This is a genomic window from Thiomonas sp. FB-Cd, from assembly GCF_000733775.1.
GTDB lineage: Bacteria > Pseudomonadota > Gammaproteobacteria > Burkholderiales > Burkholderiaceae_C > Thiomonas_A.
In genome coordinates this window covers 1,217,700-1,233,284 of record NZ_JPOE01000002.1, presented here as the reverse complement: position 1 = coordinate 1,233,284, position 15,585 = coordinate 1,217,700, and the positions used below count along the sequence as shown (strand labels likewise).

General features: G+C 61.7%; 14 protein-coding genes. 6 read left to right on the top strand and 8 right to left on the bottom strand.

Going from position 1 to position 15,585, the window contains the following annotated elements; translation table 11 throughout:
• Window positions 1–16 precede the first annotated feature (16 nt).
• Genes CD04_RS0106015 through CD04_RS0106005 form a run of 3 tightly spaced genes read right to left on the bottom strand, consistent with a single transcriptional unit; the run spans window position 17 to window position 2,783 of the window.
• Window positions 17–1,885: a chemotaxis protein CheA gene (locus tag CD04_RS0106015; RefSeq protein ID WP_231480484.1), complete on the bottom strand. Its 1,869-nt coding sequence runs from the start codon at window positions 1,883–1,885 to the stop codon at window positions 17–19.
• A gap of 8 nt (window positions 1,886–1,893) precedes the next feature.
• Window positions 1,894–2,388, bottom strand: coding sequence for a protein phosphatase CheZ (locus CD04_RS0106010; RefSeq protein ID WP_031405025.1), 495 nt, complete (start codon window positions 2,386–2,388; stop codon window positions 1,894–1,896).
• The gene (locus CD04_RS0106005; protein ID WP_031405023.1) at window positions 2,385–2,783 is read right to left on the bottom strand and encodes a response regulator; all 399 of its coding nucleotides are present in this window, start codon (window positions 2,781–2,783) and stop codon (window positions 2,385–2,387) included. The genes CD04_RS0106010 and CD04_RS0106005 overlap by 4 nt, the downstream gene beginning before the upstream one ends.
• A 227-nt stretch (window positions 2,784–3,010) precedes the next feature.
• On the opposite strand from CD04_RS0106005, the gene motA reads away from it, so the two are divergent.
• The 6 genes from motA (at window position 3,011) to fliW (ending at window position 6,635) form a co-directional block, all read left to right on the top strand.
• Window positions 3,011–3,871, top strand: coding sequence for a flagellar motor stator protein MotA (gene motA, locus CD04_RS0106000; RefSeq protein WP_031405021.1), 861 nt, complete (start codon window positions 3,011–3,013; stop codon window positions 3,869–3,871).
• Between the two features lie 3 nt (window positions 3,872–3,874).
• Complete coding sequence (gene motB / locus CD04_RS0105995) at window positions 3,875–4,819, top strand: flagellar motor protein MotB (RefSeq protein ID WP_031405018.1); 945 nt, start codon at window positions 3,875–3,877, stop codon at window positions 4,817–4,819.
• A gap of 176 nt (window positions 4,820–4,995) precedes the next feature.
• Window positions 4,996–5,328, top strand: coding sequence for a flagellar biosynthesis anti-sigma factor FlgM (gene flgM, locus CD04_RS0105990; RefSeq protein ID WP_031405016.1), 333 nt, complete (start codon window positions 4,996–4,998; stop codon window positions 5,326–5,328).
• A gap of 45 nt (window positions 5,329–5,373) precedes the next feature.
• Window positions 5,374–5,814 (top strand): flagella synthesis protein FlgN, encoded by a 441-nt coding sequence (locus tag CD04_RS22500; RefSeq protein ID WP_031405014.1) that lies wholly within the window; start codon window positions 5,374–5,376, stop codon window positions 5,812–5,814.
• Window positions 5,815–5,828: 14 nt separating this feature from the next.
• Window positions 5,829–6,065, top strand: a complete 237-nt coding sequence (gene csrA / locus CD04_RS0105980) for a carbon storage regulator CsrA (protein WP_031405012.1) — start codon at window positions 5,829–5,831, stop codon at window positions 6,063–6,065.
• A gap of 30 nt (window positions 6,066–6,095) precedes the next feature.
• Window positions 6,096–6,635: a flagellar assembly protein FliW gene (gene fliW, locus CD04_RS0105975; protein ID WP_156030120.1), complete on the top strand. Its 540-nt coding sequence runs from the start codon at window positions 6,096–6,098 to the stop codon at window positions 6,633–6,635.
• Here the strand turns inward: fliW and CD04_RS0105970 are convergent.
• From CD04_RS0105970 to flgK, 5 genes are all read right to left on the bottom strand, one after another.
• A complete protein-coding gene (locus tag CD04_RS0105970) occupies window positions 6,612–7,352 on the bottom strand; it encodes a flagellar brake protein (protein WP_031405008.1) in 741 nt (246 codons plus the stop codon). The genes fliW and CD04_RS0105970 overlap by 24 nt on opposite strands.
• Window positions 7,353–7,385: 33 nt before the next feature.
• Complete coding sequence (locus CD04_RS0105965) at window positions 7,386–8,675, bottom strand: EAL and HDOD domain-containing protein (RefSeq protein ID WP_031405005.1); 1,290 nt, start codon at window positions 8,673–8,675, stop codon at window positions 7,386–7,388.
• A 114-nt stretch (window positions 8,676–8,789) separates the two neighbouring features.
• A complete protein-coding gene (locus CD04_RS23025; protein ID WP_081857822.1) occupies window positions 8,790–12,272 on the bottom strand; it encodes a glycosyltransferase in 3,483 nt (1,160 codons plus the stop codon).
• 39 nt (window positions 12,273–12,311) lie between these two features.
• Window positions 12,312–13,565 (bottom strand): flagellar hook-associated protein FlgL, encoded by a 1,254-nt coding sequence (gene flgL, locus CD04_RS0105955; protein WP_031405001.1) that lies wholly within the window; start codon window positions 13,563–13,565, stop codon window positions 12,312–12,314.
• A 12-nt stretch (window positions 13,566–13,577) separates the two neighbouring features.
• Window positions 13,578–15,584 carry a flagellar hook-associated protein FlgK gene (gene flgK / locus CD04_RS0105950; protein ID WP_031404999.1) on the bottom strand — a complete coding sequence of 669 codons (2,007 nt, stop codon included), beginning with the start codon at window positions 15,582–15,584 and terminating at the stop codon, window positions 13,578–13,580.
• Between the last annotated feature and the right edge of the window lies 1 nt (window position 15,585).

Here is a 15,585-nt window from a genome sequence, read left to right as displayed (position 1 = left end):
GGCAATGGCCCCCGGTTTACTGCGCAGTCGGTGTGGTGCGCATCGCGCGTGCGAGGGCCTGAATGTCAAGGATGAGCACGACGTCCCCGCCACCGGAGATCGTGGCGCCCTGGTACCACGACGATTGGGCCGAGATGTCCAGGGGCTTGACGACGGAGTCCTCGGTGCCGACGGCTTCGGAGACGACCAGCAGGCCCTGCTCGGTGAGGATGCCCTCGCAAGGATCCTTGCCCAGGTTCAGGGGTGAACCCTGGAGTTGCTGGCCAAGATCAATGTAGGGGACGATGCGGTCGTTGGCCACCTGTGCCATGAGACGCCCGGAGATGCTGTGCACCTGCTGGGGTTCGATTTCCATCAGGTTATCCACCACCGACACGGGCAGCGCATAGGTCTCGCGGCGCAGCTTGAAGTACAGGACGGGCAGCACGGCCAGCGTCAGGGGCAACTCAAGTGTGAGCGTGGTGCCCTGGTTGGGGCGCGTGGTAATGTCCACACGGCCGCGCAAGGACTGCACGGCTGAGCGGACCACGTCCATGCCTACACCGCGGCCCGAGAGTTCGCTGACCTGCTCCTTGGTGGAGAAACCTGGCAGGAAGATGAGGTCAAGCATCTCACGCTCTGACAAGCGCGCTGCGTCGGTCTCGCTGATGATGCCCTTGCCGAGAGCCGATTGCAGAATCTTGTGTGGATTCATCCCGCGTCCATCATCGCTGACCTGGATCTGCACCTTGTCACCGAGATGGATAGCGAGCACTTTCAGGAGGCCCTCTTCGGGCTTGGCTGTGCTCAGACGATCCTGCGGGGCCTCAAGGCCGTGGTCCAGCGCGTTGCGCACCAGGTGGATGAGGGGTCCCGAGAGGGCATCGATGACGGTCTTGTCAATCTCCACATCCTCACCGCCGAGTTCCAAGCGCACCTTCTTTCCGAGCGAGCGGCTCGCGTCGCGGACCACGCGGGGAAGGCTCTGGAATAGCCGCTTGCAGGGCTGCATACGTAGGCGCATGACCGTGTTTTGGAGATCGTTGACAGCCAGATCGGTCTCGCGCACCATGCGCACCAAGGCGTCGTCGCTCTGGGCAAAGCGTGCCACTGCAGCCGACAGGCGGTTGCGCAGCAGCACAAGTTCACCGACCTGGTTCATGGCCTGATCCAGGCGCGACGAATCGACGCGGATGGTGGTGTCTTCACGAGACTGCGGCTCGCTGCTCTGCGCGGCCGGCACGGTCGGCGCGTGGTTCGCCGCCGGCGCCGACACTGCACCGACGGGTGCTGGGGGGGAGGCGCCACCGCCGGGCGCGCCGTCCTTCCCGTAAAGCGCATCGAGCGTCTGGTTGAACAGGGCTTCGAGGTCGTCCTCACCTGCGGACTCCGTGGTCAGCGGCGGTGCGTGGACGGGCTTTTTTTCCACATACAGGCCAGTCTGCCCGGCGGCGTCGGTGCGGGACTCGGCCCAGGTCTGGCCCGCGCCGTCAAGCTGCAGCGGCGAGGGCAGGGTGGGCTGCTCGCCTCGTGCGTAGGCCTGCACCACGGCGCCGAGTTCGGCGTGGCCTGGGGTAGGGTTCTCGCCATGCGCCATTTCGTCAAGCATGCGCTCGATCATGTCGGTGGAGCGCAGGATGGCGTCGATCATGCCGCTGTCGGCAGTGAACTTGTTAGCGCGCAACTTGTCGAGCAGGTCTTCAAGGTGGTGGCACCACTCGACCATGTTCTGCGCTTCCAGAAAACCCGCTCCCCCCTTGAGGGTGTGGAAGGCGCGGAAGATGGCGCCCAGAACAGCCGAATCGGTGGGGTCAGCTTCCAGGCGCAGCAACTGGCCCTGCGCGTCCGCAAGCAGCTCGCGTGATTCGGCGAGAAACTCCTGCAGGATGTCATTGTCCATGGCCATGATGGTCCTCAAATGCCGAGTTCGGCGAGCAGATCGTCGACGTTGCTCTGATCCATGCGCGTGCCGTTGAATGTGCCTTCCGGAGGTGGCTCTGCTGCTTGCGCGTAGCCAAGCTGCGCCAGCGATTCCTGGATGCGTTGCTCGACGGCCTGTAGCAGGGTGATGGTTTTCTTCAGGCGCTGGCCAGTCAGGTCCTGGCCCTGTTGGCTGGTGAAAATGGATTGCAGATGCGTGTCGAGTCGGTCCAGCCGGGAGTCAATGAAATCGCCGTTGGTGGCGCGGATGGCGGCGAGCTCGGCCTGCGCCGCTTCCACGGCCTCAAGGGTGGCCATGGCCTGCTGCTCGCTGAGGTGCAGGGCTTCTTGCAGCGGGTGTCTCATCCCGGGCAGGTCGATGGAGGCGCGCATGATGCGCTGCACCCCTTCGGTGAGCAGCGCGTCGGCCTCGCGCAGGTTGAGCACGGCGGCAGCCGCAAGCGTAGGGGTGGTGTTGGGGGCGTTCATGCTGCCTGACCTCCGCGCAGACGCTGGAGGATGGCGTCAATTTTGGCCTTGAGCGTGTCGGCCGGAAAGGGCTTGACGATGTAGCCGTTCACGCCGGCCTGGGCTGCGGTGAGGATGTTTTCCTTCTTTGCCTCGGCCGTCACCATCAGCACGGGCAGACTGCGGATGGACGGGTCGTCGGACGCACGGATATGGCGCAGGAGGTCAATGCCCTGCATGTTGGGCATGTTCCAGTCCGTCACCACAAACTCGACGCCACCCGCCTCAATGCGCTTCAAGGCCTGCACGCCGTCCTCGGCCTCATCGATCGTGCCGGTGACGTGCCCGGTTTGCATCAGCAAACCCCGGACAATTCGGCGCATCGTGGGGAAATCATCAACAACAAGAAATTTCAAAGAAGCGCTCCTGAGTCGATCGCAATATTCAAGTCTTGTTGGGTATGACGGCACGTTCAGGAGCAACTTGATGGTGGCATGCGAACGCGCTTGCCAGCGCATCGGGCGCGCGACAGGTCGTGGCCAAGGCGCTCAAGCTGGGAAAATTCGTGACGTAACAGCATTCAGGGTCATACCGACCCGCGCCCATCGTGGGCGCTTACGACCTAGCCCAGACCTTTGCGACCATGTATCTCCTGATTGGTTATGCCCTGTCCCTCTCGGCAATTTTTGGCGGCTACATGGCCGAGGGAGGGCATCTGGGGTCTCTCTTGCAGCCCTTTGAGCTGCTGATGATTGGCGGCGGAGCCTTTGGTGCGTTCTTCGCGGCGACTTTCCCCAAGTCGTTCAAGGCCACGCTCAAGGCGCTGCCGATGGCGATGAAGGGTTCGACCTATTCGAAGGCGGCGTACCTGGAGCTTCTTTCGCTACTCAATGAGCTGTTTACCCGCATGCGGCAAAACGGGCTGATGGCGATCGAAGGTGATGTGGAAGACCCGAAAAACAGCGAAATCTTCAAGAAATTCCCGCATATCGTGGCGGATCATCACGTGCTCGAATTCATCACCGATTACCTGCGTCTGATGATCGGTGGCAATCTGGGGGTGATGGAGATGGAAAATCTGATGGACGTGAACATCGAGACGCACCATCGGGAGATGGAAATTCCCATTCACGCCATGACGCGCACGGCGGACAGCATGCCGGCGTTCGGGATCGTTGCCGCCGTCATGGGCGTCGTGCACACGATGGCCTCCGTTGATCAACCGCCCGCCGTGCTCGGCGAGTTGGTGGGTGCGGCGCTGGTGGGGACCTTTTTGGGTATTCTGATTGGCTATGCCATCCTCGCACCGGTGGCCTCACGCATGGAAGACCGCGCACACGAGGGCACGAAGATGCTTGAATGCATCAAGGTGGCGTTGCTGGCGACCATGAACGCCTACCCGCCACAGGTTGCCGTCGAATTCAGCCGTAAGGTCCTGTTCTCCGGCGAGCGCCCGAGCTTCAGCGAACTCGAATCGCACCTGCGTGACGCCAAAGGGAGATAAGCCGTGGCCGACACGAAGCCCCAGCCGATCGTCATCAAGAAGATCAAAAAAATCAGTGGGGGCGGGCATGGCGCCGCCTGGAAGATCGCCTACGCGGACTTTGTCACGGCGATGATGGCGTTTTTCCTGTTGATGTGGCTTCTGGGTTCCACAACCAAGGCCCAATTGCAGGGGATTGCCGAGTATTTCCAGAATCCTGAAAAGGTTTCGCTCGAAGGCGGCTCCGGCGCCGGCTCGGCCACCTCCGTCATTCAGGGCGGGGGCACCGATCTCACGCGCACCGTCGGGCAAGTGCGCAATGGCGCCACCCCTGGCAAGACTGTCGCGCCCAATGCCACGCAGGTGCGCGACGAGCAGGTTGACAAGCAAAATCTCGAGGCCTTGAAAAAGGCGTTGGAGTCGCAGATCGAGGCGAATCCGCAACTCAGCGCCTTTCGCTCGCAACTGCTGATTGACATCACCCGCGAAGGCCTGCGCATCCAGGTGGTTGACAGTGACAAGCGTCCGATGTTCGCCTTAGGCGGTGCCGATCTCGAGGCCTATGCCCGCACTATCTTTCAGGATATTGCGCCAACCCTCAACCAGTTGCCGAACCACATCAGCATCACGGGGCATACGGACGCGCTGAGTTATCAGAACCAAGGCAAAGGTTACAGTAATTACAACCTGTCGGCTGACCGCGCAAACGTGGTGCGCCAGGTTCTTGTGCAATCAGGCCTGGATGAGTTCAAGGTGCTGCGCGTGGTCGGCATGGGGTCGGCGGCGCCCTTCGACCTCCACAATCCCGACTCGTCGCTCAACCGGCGTGTGAGTATCGTGGTCTTGTCCAAACAGGCCTACGCGCGTATCGTGAGCGACCAGGGCGCCGAACAGACCGCCAGTACAGCGGCGCAGGTGCGGCCGCAGATTCAAGCCCCCGCAGGGTTGCCTGTGGCTGGGGGGCATTGACTGGAGGCGCATGGCGTGCACATCGACTTTTTGTGCACTATGCTCAAGTTTCGTGAAATTGTGCCGTCAATCCGAGTGTAAGCGGCATAGGTACGCGATAAAGAGGCGATCTGCCCGCACTCGGTGGTGCAAGGAAACCTGCGACGATCCGGCGTTTTTCTAAGAGAATATCAGCGATGAATCCCATTCAGAATTCCATTACCACTTCGACCAGCGGGAGCACGCAGAAAGCCGACCTTGGCGTCAAACGGGGTGGAGTCGGGGCATCCAAGTCTTCAGGCGCCGGAGCAGCCGGGGTGCAAGCGGGAGGCGATATGGTGTCCATTTCCAATTCGGCGCGCCTGCTTAATACCGCGAGCACCATGACCACTTCCGGCGTGTCTAATCAGCGTATCAATGCCCTTAAGGCGGCCATCGCGTCAGGTCAATACACGGTCGATCCGCAGAAGATCGCCAAGGGCCTGGTGCAGGATAGTCAAGCGCTGCTGAAGGCAACGACAGGCGGTTAATGCCACGGCCCCGAGCCATCCCGCAGGCGCTGTCCAGTCGTCATCATGTCGGAACCCGAAGCGTTTGACCGGATCTTGCTTGCCCAACAGGATTTGCTGGGCAGGCTCCAGCAGATGCTCCAGACTGAGCTTGAAGCCTTGCTCGCAGGTGACGTGGAGAATCTCCACGGCTTGGCGGCTGGCAAGATGGACGTCTTCGCCGAACTCAGTGCTCTCGAGCAGCAGCGGCTGGAGCGCGTTGGCCAGCGCAGCGCGGCCATGCCGGTCGAAGAGGCTGACCGGATGCGCAAGATTCAGGAGCTCGGGCGCGCTGTCGTGCAGGCCAACCAACGCAATGGCATGATTGTGTCGGCACTGATCCGCAACACCCAAGGTGCCCTGGACATCCTGCGAGGGATTAGCGCTGACACCGCAGCGGGAGTGTACGGGCCGGCGGGACACTCGCTCGCCACGCAGCAGGCGGCCAAGCCCTTGGGCAGCGCCTGACCCGGTCCTGCCCAATGCTGATCCTGAGCCGTCATGCTGGCGAAGCCATCCTCATCGGTCAGGACATTCGCATCGTTGTTGTTCAGGTCGGTGGCGGCAAGGTCAGGCTGGGTATCGAAGGGCCCAAGGAGCTTCGCATCCTGCGTGAAGAGCTGTATAAGATGGTCATTGACCTCAACCAGCAGGCCACCGCGCCCGACCAGGGTGCGCTCGACTCCTGGCTGCAGCGGGGCGTGCAACCCTTGCCCTAGCTGGCGCAACATAACCCGAAACCCAACGTGATGACGTCCCTCACCCGATTCGGACCGCTGCGCATCGCCGCGGCACAGCGCTGGACCTGCGCAGGACCCATGCCAGGGTTCGAGACACTGCACAGCTTCGCGTTGCTGCAGCATGAAGGGCAGGGGCCGTTTCTCTGGATGCAATCTCTTGAGGAGCCGGACTTGGCTTTTCTCATCGCCGGAGCCGATTGTTTCGGTCTGAGATATCCGCCTGCAAGCCGCGCGCGCGCGGACGGGGACACGGAGCCTTGCGTGCTCGTCATCGTGCCACAGCGTCCAGAGGACACGCTGAGGGTTCACCGTTTGGCGCCCATCCTGTTTGACGCGAGGCGCGCCAGCTTCGTGCAGGAAGTATTCGAGCCCGAGCAGGTTACCGGTACGGGCTACTGGACCGGCCCTTCCGGCCGGGCGCAAAGCGCCGCCTGGTTGGCGCGGATCGTGCATATCGAGTGCGCGCGCGAAGGCGGGGTAACGCAGCGTGCCGCATTGGTTGCAGGCGATGCCACCGATAGCGGGTCAGCGCTTGGCGTCGCGCAATAGTTCGCGATCGCGGCGCTGAACATAGTTCGTCACGCGCCTCTCGAATGCCGCAGTCATATTCAGGAACTGGACGCCAACGGTCCGCATCGGCTGCCGGACTTTAGCGCTGCGCAAAGGGCCAATCGAGCGGATCTGGGCCTCGCTGGCGAGTTCGATGCCATCAAGTTCGAAGCGCACGAGTGGGATGTACTCACCTTCGGTCAGGGAAAAATCCGTGGGCACCTCCACAAGGATGCGCATGCCGCTGCCGCTGATATCGTGGCACTGTCCTTTGAGGGAGCGTGCGCCACGCCGTTGGACCTCAACATGGTTGACGTCGCCCGCACTGACTGTCACGCGGTAGTAGCTGCGGCGCTGGAGGTAATACGTTGTGTCGGGATAGGCAATGCACAGCGCGCCATACCCTTCCCAGTGGGTCGTCTTGAGCAGGTGGCTCTGGAATCCGACATAGACCCCGTCCGATCGGCCAAGACAGAAGAAAGGTTGACCTTCGGCCACCCGGCGATTGCCATGCGCGGGGTTGAGATCATCAATGATCAACTGGTTTTCGGCGCGGTCGATGTGCAGCACAAGCGATGTGAATTCCTCCGCATGCTCGCTTGGGATGATCGCCAAGGCCTCGCGCTCAAGGGCGATGCGGGTGAGCACACGTTCGGCTTTTTGCTGTGTGGTCAGCCGGAATTCGTCTTTGAACAGACTGTGAGCAACCTCGCGCATGCGCATTCGAGCTCAGAAGGGTCAAAAAGGGGCTCAGATGCCAATACTTTCAGCCCAGGCCAGGGCTTCAAGGTGGGCAATGGCGACCTGCCTGCGCTGCATGCCCAGCAGGGCAATGTGCAAATCCACATCCTCCCAGGTATCTTGCTCACAGGCCTTGACGATTTGCAGATAGGGCCCGAACGTCCCCTGATGGTGCTTGAGGGCCAGGGTGATGGGTTCGGCAAGCGAGATTTCCTCCAGGGCCTTGTCCAGCGGCACGCCAAGCATGACGTCGAGCATGGAAAAAACGCCGACGACGAAGGCGTTATCGATGTCGGCATCCGACAACGTGCCAGCGGTGAGCAGTTCCATCATGCGCCCGCGTGTGATGGCATTGCGGGCCATCGCGGATGCGGCGCTGTTGCCGGGGGTGGTGGCCATCAGAAGGACGAGCCAGCGAAACAGCTTCTTGTAACCAAGCATCATCACCGCGTGGCGGAACGAGGTGACCTCCGACATCAGCCCGAAACCGGAGGAATTGATGTAGCGAAGCAGCTTGAACGACAGCGCCGGGTCGCGCTTGAGAACCTCTTCGATGCGGGGGATTTCGGCCTGTTTGTTCACCAGGTCGACAAGTTGCAGCACGGTCGAAAACGCGGGGTTCAGCACCTTTGCGCTGACGGTCTGCGGGCGTGCGAAGTAGTAACCCTGGAAAAGATGAAAGCCCGCGTCGTGAAATTCGCGAAAGGCTTCGAGCGTTTCCACCTTTTCGGCGATGAGCTTGAGGTTGGGCGACGATCCCAGCTTACGCATGAGCGCGGGAAGCACCCCTGCGGGAAGCGCCTTGACGTCCACCTCCAGGAATGCAAGCAGCGGCAGCCATGCGGCGTAGGGCGCGGTGATGGCGAACACGCCCGCCGCCAAGCGAAACCCGCGCTCGCGCAGAGCCTGCATCTTCGGTACGGCGTCAGCGATGATGGCAGCATCGTCGCCCGCGGCGCGGGGTAACTCGAGCACGATGCGCTCGGGGTAGACGATTTCAAAATGCTCGCCGTTCAGATCCTCCAGACGCACGTTGATGAAGGCGAGCTTGTCGCCGAACAGGTTTTCCGTGGTGATGTTTGACAGGGCGTTGAACAAGAACGCCGTGTCGGACGCACGCGTGTGCGTCGTCGGCGCTTCGGTGGCTGTGGCCGAAACGCGTGAGAGGAGTTCATAGCCAATGATCTGTTGCTTGCGGTCAACAAGCGGCTGGCGTGCAATGTACGTATAGCCGTCGGTTTCGGGTGAGGCGACAGTGGCCGGGGTATCTGGTCGTTGCGTGTCAGGCTGAGTTTGCATAAGCGGTCGGCAGCTTCGGTTGGGTTACGTCAACAGTGGCCTTGATGCTATCAAGTCCTGCACGACGGGCGGCACAGGCCGTGCAGCGCATCGTCGCAGTCGTCGTTGAACACTTCAGGCCGTCCATGCGGCGAGCCACCGATCAAGGTGATCTTCCATCATCCAGTGGGCAAGAACCTTGGCACGCAGGGCATCGCCTTGCGCGCGCAGGGCCTGCCAGTCCGCAATGGCGTCTCGCAGCGCACGGGTCCAGTCCCGGTAGCGGTTGGCTACACGGATGACTGGGAAGTCCCCTTGGTACGGGGTGAGGTCTGAGCAGATGACCGGGTAGCCCAGGATGCCGTACTCCAAAAGGCGCAGGTGACTCTTGGCCTCGTTGAAGGCGTTGTCCTCCAGGGGTGCGACGGCGAGGTCGAGGTCGAGAGCCGCGAGCTTGACCGGGTATTGGTCAAGCGGGACCCCGGGGTGAAATTCTTTCACGAGCGGCTTCAATTGATCCGGACAAAGACCAAAGAAGACCCAGTCCACCTCAGTGGCCGTATCGCGCACCATGTCCACGATGAGTTCGAGGTCGCCGGTATGGCCGATGCCGCCTGCCCAGCCGACGCGCGGCTTGCTGCGCTCGGCGCGTGCGGGCTGCAGATGTCCCCAGCGCGCAGCCTCAAGATAGTTGGGCTGCACAATGACTTCGTCGGTGAAATGGGCGTAGGCTTTGGCCAGCGGCTCGGTCGCCACTACCAGGCGGTTGCACAGGCCCGCCGCCTTGCGGAAGCGCTTGGCGATGTCCTTGTAGATGCTGCTCTTGTGCACGCTTTTGTGCGGAAGATTGGTGATGAGGTCATCGATCTCGAACACGCGCAAAGCTTTGCTGGTACGGGCGTGGCGCTCCAGTGCCTCGATCTGCGGCCACTCCATCTGACGCTGCACCACAAGGCTCTCAGGCTGCATGCGCTCCATTTCTGCGGGCTCATAAAGGCGCATGGTCTCCCAGCCCTGTGTGAGCCCGGCGCGGTTGAGCGCGCGCATCGGCGCGATGATGCGGTATTCGCCGCAGCCTTCGCGATCGGCCGGGTGCACGAGGATGCGCGGGCGCGGTCGCCATGCCGGATCCCACGACAGCGGCGGCTGATCTTCGAGCAGGAACTCCGTGCTGGCCAGACTCAGGTGCCGGTTGTACGCGGGATCAAAAGCAAGCTTGGGCAACCACTTCGCGTACATCGCGTCCTTTTCGGCGGCGAAGCGCTTGAGCTTGGCTTCGTCCGGCTTGCCTTCAATCTGGCCCTTCTGGCTGGCTGAGCCTTCATGCATCAGCAGGGCGTAAGGCGTCCAGACAATGCGCAGGCCAGCCTCGCGCACCTTCAGGCACAAGTCGATGTCGTTGTACGACACCTTGAAGTCACCTTCGTCCAGTCCGCCAACCTGTTCAAACACGCTCTTGCGTACGAGCAGGCAGGCGCCGGTGACGGCGGAATAGTTCTGCGTCAACTGGGCGCGGCCGAAGTAACCGCGGTCTTCAGGCGGGCGGCTGATGAAGGGGTGCTCGGCAGGGCCTCGCATGCCGAGAATCACGCCCGCATGTTGAATCTTGCCGTCCGGGTAGAGCAGCTTGGCGCCGACGATGCCCACGTCGGGTCGCACGGCGTAGCCCATCATCTCATCGAGCCAGTCGTCGTGCAGCGCTGCCGTGTCGTTGTTGAGAAGCAGCAGGTATTCCCCGCGCGCGGCACCCGCGGCGGCGTTGTTCATTGCCGAGAAATTGAATGGTCCCGGCTGGCGAATGATGCGCAGGCGCTCGCCAAGCTCAGCCTCCTTGGCCTCGATGGCGGCCAGGTAGTTGCGTGCCTCCGGTGTCTGGCTGTCGTTGTCGACGATCAGGATTTCGTAAGCTGGATATTTGGTTTTTTCGATCAGCGATTCAATGCATCGTTGCAATAGCGGAAACTGGTCACGCGTCGGAATGATGACGGAGACCAGCGGGCGCACCTCGGGCAGCGGCCAGCGCACGCGGAACGCTGGCGGAAAGGGGCCTGCCTGCACTTGCGCCGCGACGCCCAGTCGCTCGAAGTGGCGCTGAAGCGCCGACTGTCCGGCTTCCAGAATCTCGGGCACCGACTTTTGCGTGTGCCCCGAGCCCTGCAGTCTGTGATAGAGAACTTCGGGTACATGGCCGATGCAGGCGTCGCCAAGGCCATGGGCGTGCAAGTGCTCCCAAGCGCGTAGTAGCAAATCGTAATCTTCGGCGCCCTCGGCCTGTGGGTCGAAACCGCTGAGCGTTTCAAAAAGATCGCGTCGAATCAGCAAGAGTCCCCCGACATAGGGCAAACTGCGCAGATAGTCGAGGCTGAAATCGGGCTTGAAATGCGGGTTGACGTGCTGGCCGTCGGCGGTGAGATTGTCCTCGTCGGTGTAGACGATCTGCCACTCGGGGTGGCGACGTAGCGCGTGGGTGATGCGAAACAGCGCGTCGGGGGCGAGTTGGTCGCCGGCGTCGATGAGGCCGAACCAGTCGGCCTTGCTGGCTACCAGAGTGCGATTAGCCGTGGTAAGAAGAGCGGCAGTATCCGTTTGCGCTGTAATGGCGTGAAACGTGCTGCCGAACCACTGGGCCTGAAGGCTGACGACAGTAGTTTCCGTGGACAGGCTTGAGTGGGAGAGCAGGGCGAGGGCGGCGGAGGGCGCAGCAATATCGGACGCGCTCCACTCGCACAGCGCTTCATCCGCCCAAGTCTTCTCTTTAGGTGCCCAGCGGCTCTGTGGAAGCCAAGGCGGGAGCACGGCAGAGGTGGTTGCTGACGTTGGAACGAGCTGTGGCCGCATGGCCAGCATTTCAGCGTCAGTGACAGGCGTTGCCAAAATCAGGAACTGAAGGGTACGCAGATCGTCGAGATCTTGAGGTGAGAGATTTTTAAGAATGATCTTTTCGGTTTCTACGCGGTCCGCGCCGGCCTGTGGAGCCCAGTTCTGTAGTCGTCCATCTGCGGTCCTTCCCCAGCGCTCAGCAACAAAGCCTGTTTCCTTGAGTAGTTTGGTGATCTCCATGCGTGTGAAAAACCGGATGTGCGTGACATCCAGCAAGCCTTCTCGCGCGTAAGGGAACAAACCGCTGGCCAGATCGTTGATCAGAGCGAGGTTTTTGATGTTCGGCACGCTCACCAGAATTTGCGCGTCGGGTGTGATCCATGCCCTGAGCTTGAGCATGAAATTCCACGGGTCGTACATATGCTCCAGGACATCGGCCAAAATGACAGTGTCGATGCTGTGCGCGCTGATGCCATAGGATGCCAGATCGATCTGCTCCACTGGTCGATCGATGACCAGGTCAACGCGCGATCTAGCGATCTCCGCAGCGTTTTCGTTAAGCTCGACGCCAATCACACGGCAATCAGGACAAAGAGTCTTGATGAGCGCACCCGTCGCACCGGTGGCACAGCCGACATCGAGGACTAGTCGCGGTATATGCTTACGTAGTTCGAAAACCTCCGGTCTCGGGTGGTCGTGGTATTGCCCCTTTAGGTCGGCCCTGTTTGGTTCCGACAATTCTTCCCAGATGAAACCACGGCGTGGCACGTATGACGGTGGCTTGCTCTGTTGGGTCATGCGGGTTTGTGTTTTTGGAAAGGAAGGAGTAACCAAGCGTCATAGGTATTGGAACAAGCTCAGCCCCTGCACCTGCGTGAACGCCTTCTGTGCGGCCTGGAGGGCAGTGAGGCTGGACTGGTAGTCGGTGATGACTTGTGGGTAGTTGATGCTGGTGAGCTGGCTCTGCTGGGTTTGCAGTTGCAGCGTCAGACTGGAGTTTTGCGTCTGCACGGCCTGAATCTGTTGCAGGCGGCTGCCAATGTTGGCTTGCGTGCTGAGCAGATTGGTCTGGCTCTGGTCGAGGGTGGCCAAGGCATTGCTGATGGACTGGGCGCGCTGCGCGTTCGAGCCGGAGGCTTGTGCCGATGCAGTAAAGGCCTGCGCCAGAGACTGGAACGTCTCGAACAGGCTTTGCAGCTTGGCGGCGCCCACAGTAAACGTATCGCCGTTCGATGGCGTGCCGACGATGGGCACGGTGATGGCCGGGCTTGCGCTAGTGGGTAAGCCGATGCTCATGCCGGCGGTGAAGGCGCCGCTGCTGACAACGCCAGAAGAGAACACACCGCCGCTGCCGCTGGTCACTGCGTAGCTCATGGTGTTGCCGCTACCACTGAACGAGATCTGATACTGCGTGCCGTTCACTTGCAGGATCTGCTGGGCCAGCGCGGTGTTGTTGACCGTGCCCGGGCCAGCGGTCGCGCCGCCAGTATTGGCTGCGGACGCTCCGACACTGAAGGTGCCATTGCCTGCGCGCGCGTTCATGAACACGGCGCTACCAGGGTCACCGATCGCGGTCTGCAGGCTGGGCCCCAGGGCCAGCTGGTTTTGCCCACCATCCCCTTGGTATTGCACAGAACCGTTGCTCTGGATATTGAATGGCTGCGTGCCGCTTTTGCTCCCGGCGAAAATGTAGTTCCCTTGCCCGTCCTGCGTGTTGGCGTATTGGGCGAGCTGCTGCGCATAGCCCTGCATGGTGGATGCAGCGTTTTGCAGGTCTTGCGAACTCACCGTACCGTTGTTCATCTGCACGGCGAGCTGCCGCACCTGATCGACCAGAGTGCCCACGCTCTGCACCGTGGAGCTTTCGAGCTGCAACGCATTTTGGGCGTTCTGGCCGTTCTGCGTGTAGGTTGCCAACCGGTTGATCTGCCCGGTCAGCGTCACGTTTTGCGCGGCGGCCACGGGCTGGTCAGATGGGTTGACCAACGTGCTACCCGTGGAGAGCTCCGCGCTCAAGGTGCTGAGCGTGCTCTGCTGGTTGAGAATGCCCGTCAGACTGGCGGCATAGAACTGCGAGGTGCTGATGCGCATGGCGGCGGCTCCTTACTGCACGGCTTGCAGCAGCGAGGTGAACAGGCTGTTGCCGACCTGGATGGCCTTGGCTGCCGCCTGGTAGGCCTGCTGATATTGAATAAGATTCGTCGCCTCCTGGTCCAGGTTGACACCGGACACGGATTGCTGCGACGAGACGGCCTGCGCGCTGACGGCAGTGGCGGCGCTGAGCGCAGTTTGTGCCTGATTGCCCTGTGATGCCACCTGGCTGACAAGCTGTGAATACGCGCCCTCGATGGACGTGCTGCTGCCTCCCAGCGTCTTGGCCGTCTGCAGCGCCGCCATGGCTTGGGCGTTGCCGCCGTTGCCGCCGCTGGCCGGGCTGAGCGTGAAGGCGTCGCCCGAGACGGCGGTGCTGCCGCTGAGATTCACCGTCCAGAAGCCGCCGGGTGGGGTGTTGGTGGCATATGGAATGGCAACCGTGGTTCCGCTGCTGCCCAGGGTGACGCTTCCCGTTGCCAGCACCGTGGCCGACCCGGGCTGCGTCACCTGAAAGCCGATAGCACCGCTAGTGCCACCACTGTTCAGGGTAATCTGCAGCGCTGTCGGTGCGTTGACGCCGCCGCTGACCACCACGCTTGCACTACCGCTGGTGGCGCTGTATTGGCCGGCGGACAAGGCGAGATTTCCAAGATTGGCATTGACCAAACCGCCAGCTTGCATCTGCCCGGCGCTGCTGACGTAGGGTGACGCCGCGGCGACGCCCGCTGCGTTGGTGAGGGTGGACTGGAAGTTCAGCGCGCCATAGCGCGTGGGCAGCACTTCGAACGTGTTGCCCGCCTGCGCACCGCTGACGTTGACCTGCACGCCGCCGAAGGTCAGCGTGGTGGCGGTGCCAGAGGTTCCAGGCGTGATTATGGTGGGCTGGCCGGTGGACAGGTTGGTGGCCGTCCAGTTACTGCCGTTGTAGTTCAGTTGATAGTCGGCGGTGGTCAGCGCATTACTGTCGACCACGCTGCCGCTGATGACCGCGCTACCGGCGTTGGCCGCATTTGCCAACACCTGAACCGCGCCTGACTGGAACATGACGGCGCCGAATTTCCCATTCAGATCAAGTCCTTGCGCCTGCTGCGTGTTCATCGCTTGCGCCAATCCGTCGGCGATGCGTCCCAACGCGTTTTGTGCAGGCTGAAGGACCTGGCTGCGGAACTGCAGCACGCCGCCCAGAGTGCCGCCCTGCAGCCCCTGCGAGATGAACGCGCCGTTGGCGGCGTAGGCAACCTCGGCTTGTGACGGGTCGTAGGCGTTGGGCGCCGTTTTGAGGGCAAAGGAGAGGCTGCCTGCCACCAATACCTGACCGTTACCGGTGAACACGCTGACCTGATTGCCGCTTTGCGGTAGCACGCTCACGCCAACCTGCGCAGACAGTTGCGTGATGAGTTGGTCGCGCTGGTCAAGCAGGGAATTGGGAGTGCTTTGCGCGCTTGACAGGCTGTTGATCTGCACGTTGAGCTGGGCAATCTGCTGCGTCAGGCTATTGATTGTGGTGATGCTCTGGCCGATTTGCTGGTTGACGCCCGTGGCCGCATCCTGCAACTGCTGTGCTGCGCCCTGGAAGGTCTGCGCCAGACTTTGGGCCTCGCTGATCAAGTTTTGCCGCGAGGGAATATCGGACGGGTTGGCCGCGACCTGAGCGACGCCGCTTGCAAAAAATTGCTGAATGGACGTGCTCAGACCAGCGTTCGTTCCAGCAAGAAGGTTGACGAGGGGCTGCAACTGGGTGTTGAAGGTGTTGGCCCCGCTGGCCGTGGCCGTCGTGCTCCAAACCTGCGACTGCAGGTAGCTGTTGTAGCTGCGTGCGACGGTATCAATCTGCGTGCCATTGCCCAGGTACAGCCCACCGAGCAATGAGGGCGGTTGCGTCGACTGAATCACCTGCTCGCGGCTATAGCCGGGCGTGTTGACGTTGGCAATGTTGTTGCCCGTGACTTGCAGGGCCTGTTGCGCAGCCTGCAGGCCCGTAAGGGAGTTGGTGACCAATCCGGAGATGCCTGACATT

Bases quoted from the DNA above. Each gene is read 5' to 3' on its own strand.
- fliW (WP_156030120.1), top strand. From the start codon at position 6,096: ATGACGTCCCTCACCCGATTCGGACCGCTGCGCATCGCCGCGGCACAG.
- CD04_RS22500 (WP_031405014.1), top strand. From the start codon at position 5,374: ATGTCGGAACCCGAAGCGTTTGACCGGATCTTGCTTGCCCAACAGGAT.
- CD04_RS0106010 (WP_031405025.1), bottom strand. From the start codon at position 2,388: ATGAACGCCCCCAACACCACCCCTACGCTTGCGGCTGCCGCCGTGCTC.
- CD04_RS23025 (WP_081857822.1), bottom strand. From the start codon at position 12,272: ATGACCCAACAGAGCAAGCCACCGTCATACGTGCCACGCCGTGGTTTC.
- CD04_RS0105970 (WP_031405008.1), bottom strand. From the start codon at position 7,352: ATGCGCGAGGTTGCTCACAGTCTGTTCAAAGACGAATTCCGGCTGACC.
- CD04_RS0105965 (WP_031405005.1), bottom strand. From the start codon at position 8,675: ATGCAAACTCAGCCTGACACGCAACGACCAGATACCCCGGCCACTGTC.
- flgK (WP_031404999.1), bottom strand. From the start codon at position 15,584: ATGTCAGGCATCTCCGGATTGGTCACCAACTCCCTTACGGGCCTGCAG.
- flgM (WP_031405016.1), top strand. From the start codon at position 4,996: ATGAATCCCATTCAGAATTCCATTACCACTTCGACCAGCGGGAGCACG.
- CD04_RS0106015 (WP_231480484.1), bottom strand. From the start codon at position 1,885: ATGGCCATGGACAATGACATCCTGCAGGAGTTTCTCGCCGAATCACGC.
- motA (WP_031405021.1), top strand. From the start codon at position 3,011: ATGTATCTCCTGATTGGTTATGCCCTGTCCCTCTCGGCAATTTTTGGC.
- flgL (WP_031405001.1), bottom strand. From the start codon at position 13,565: ATGCGCATCAGCACCTCGCAGTTCTATGCCGCCAGTCTGACGGGCATT.
- csrA (WP_031405012.1), top strand. From the start codon at position 5,829: ATGCTGATCCTGAGCCGTCATGCTGGCGAAGCCATCCTCATCGGTCAG.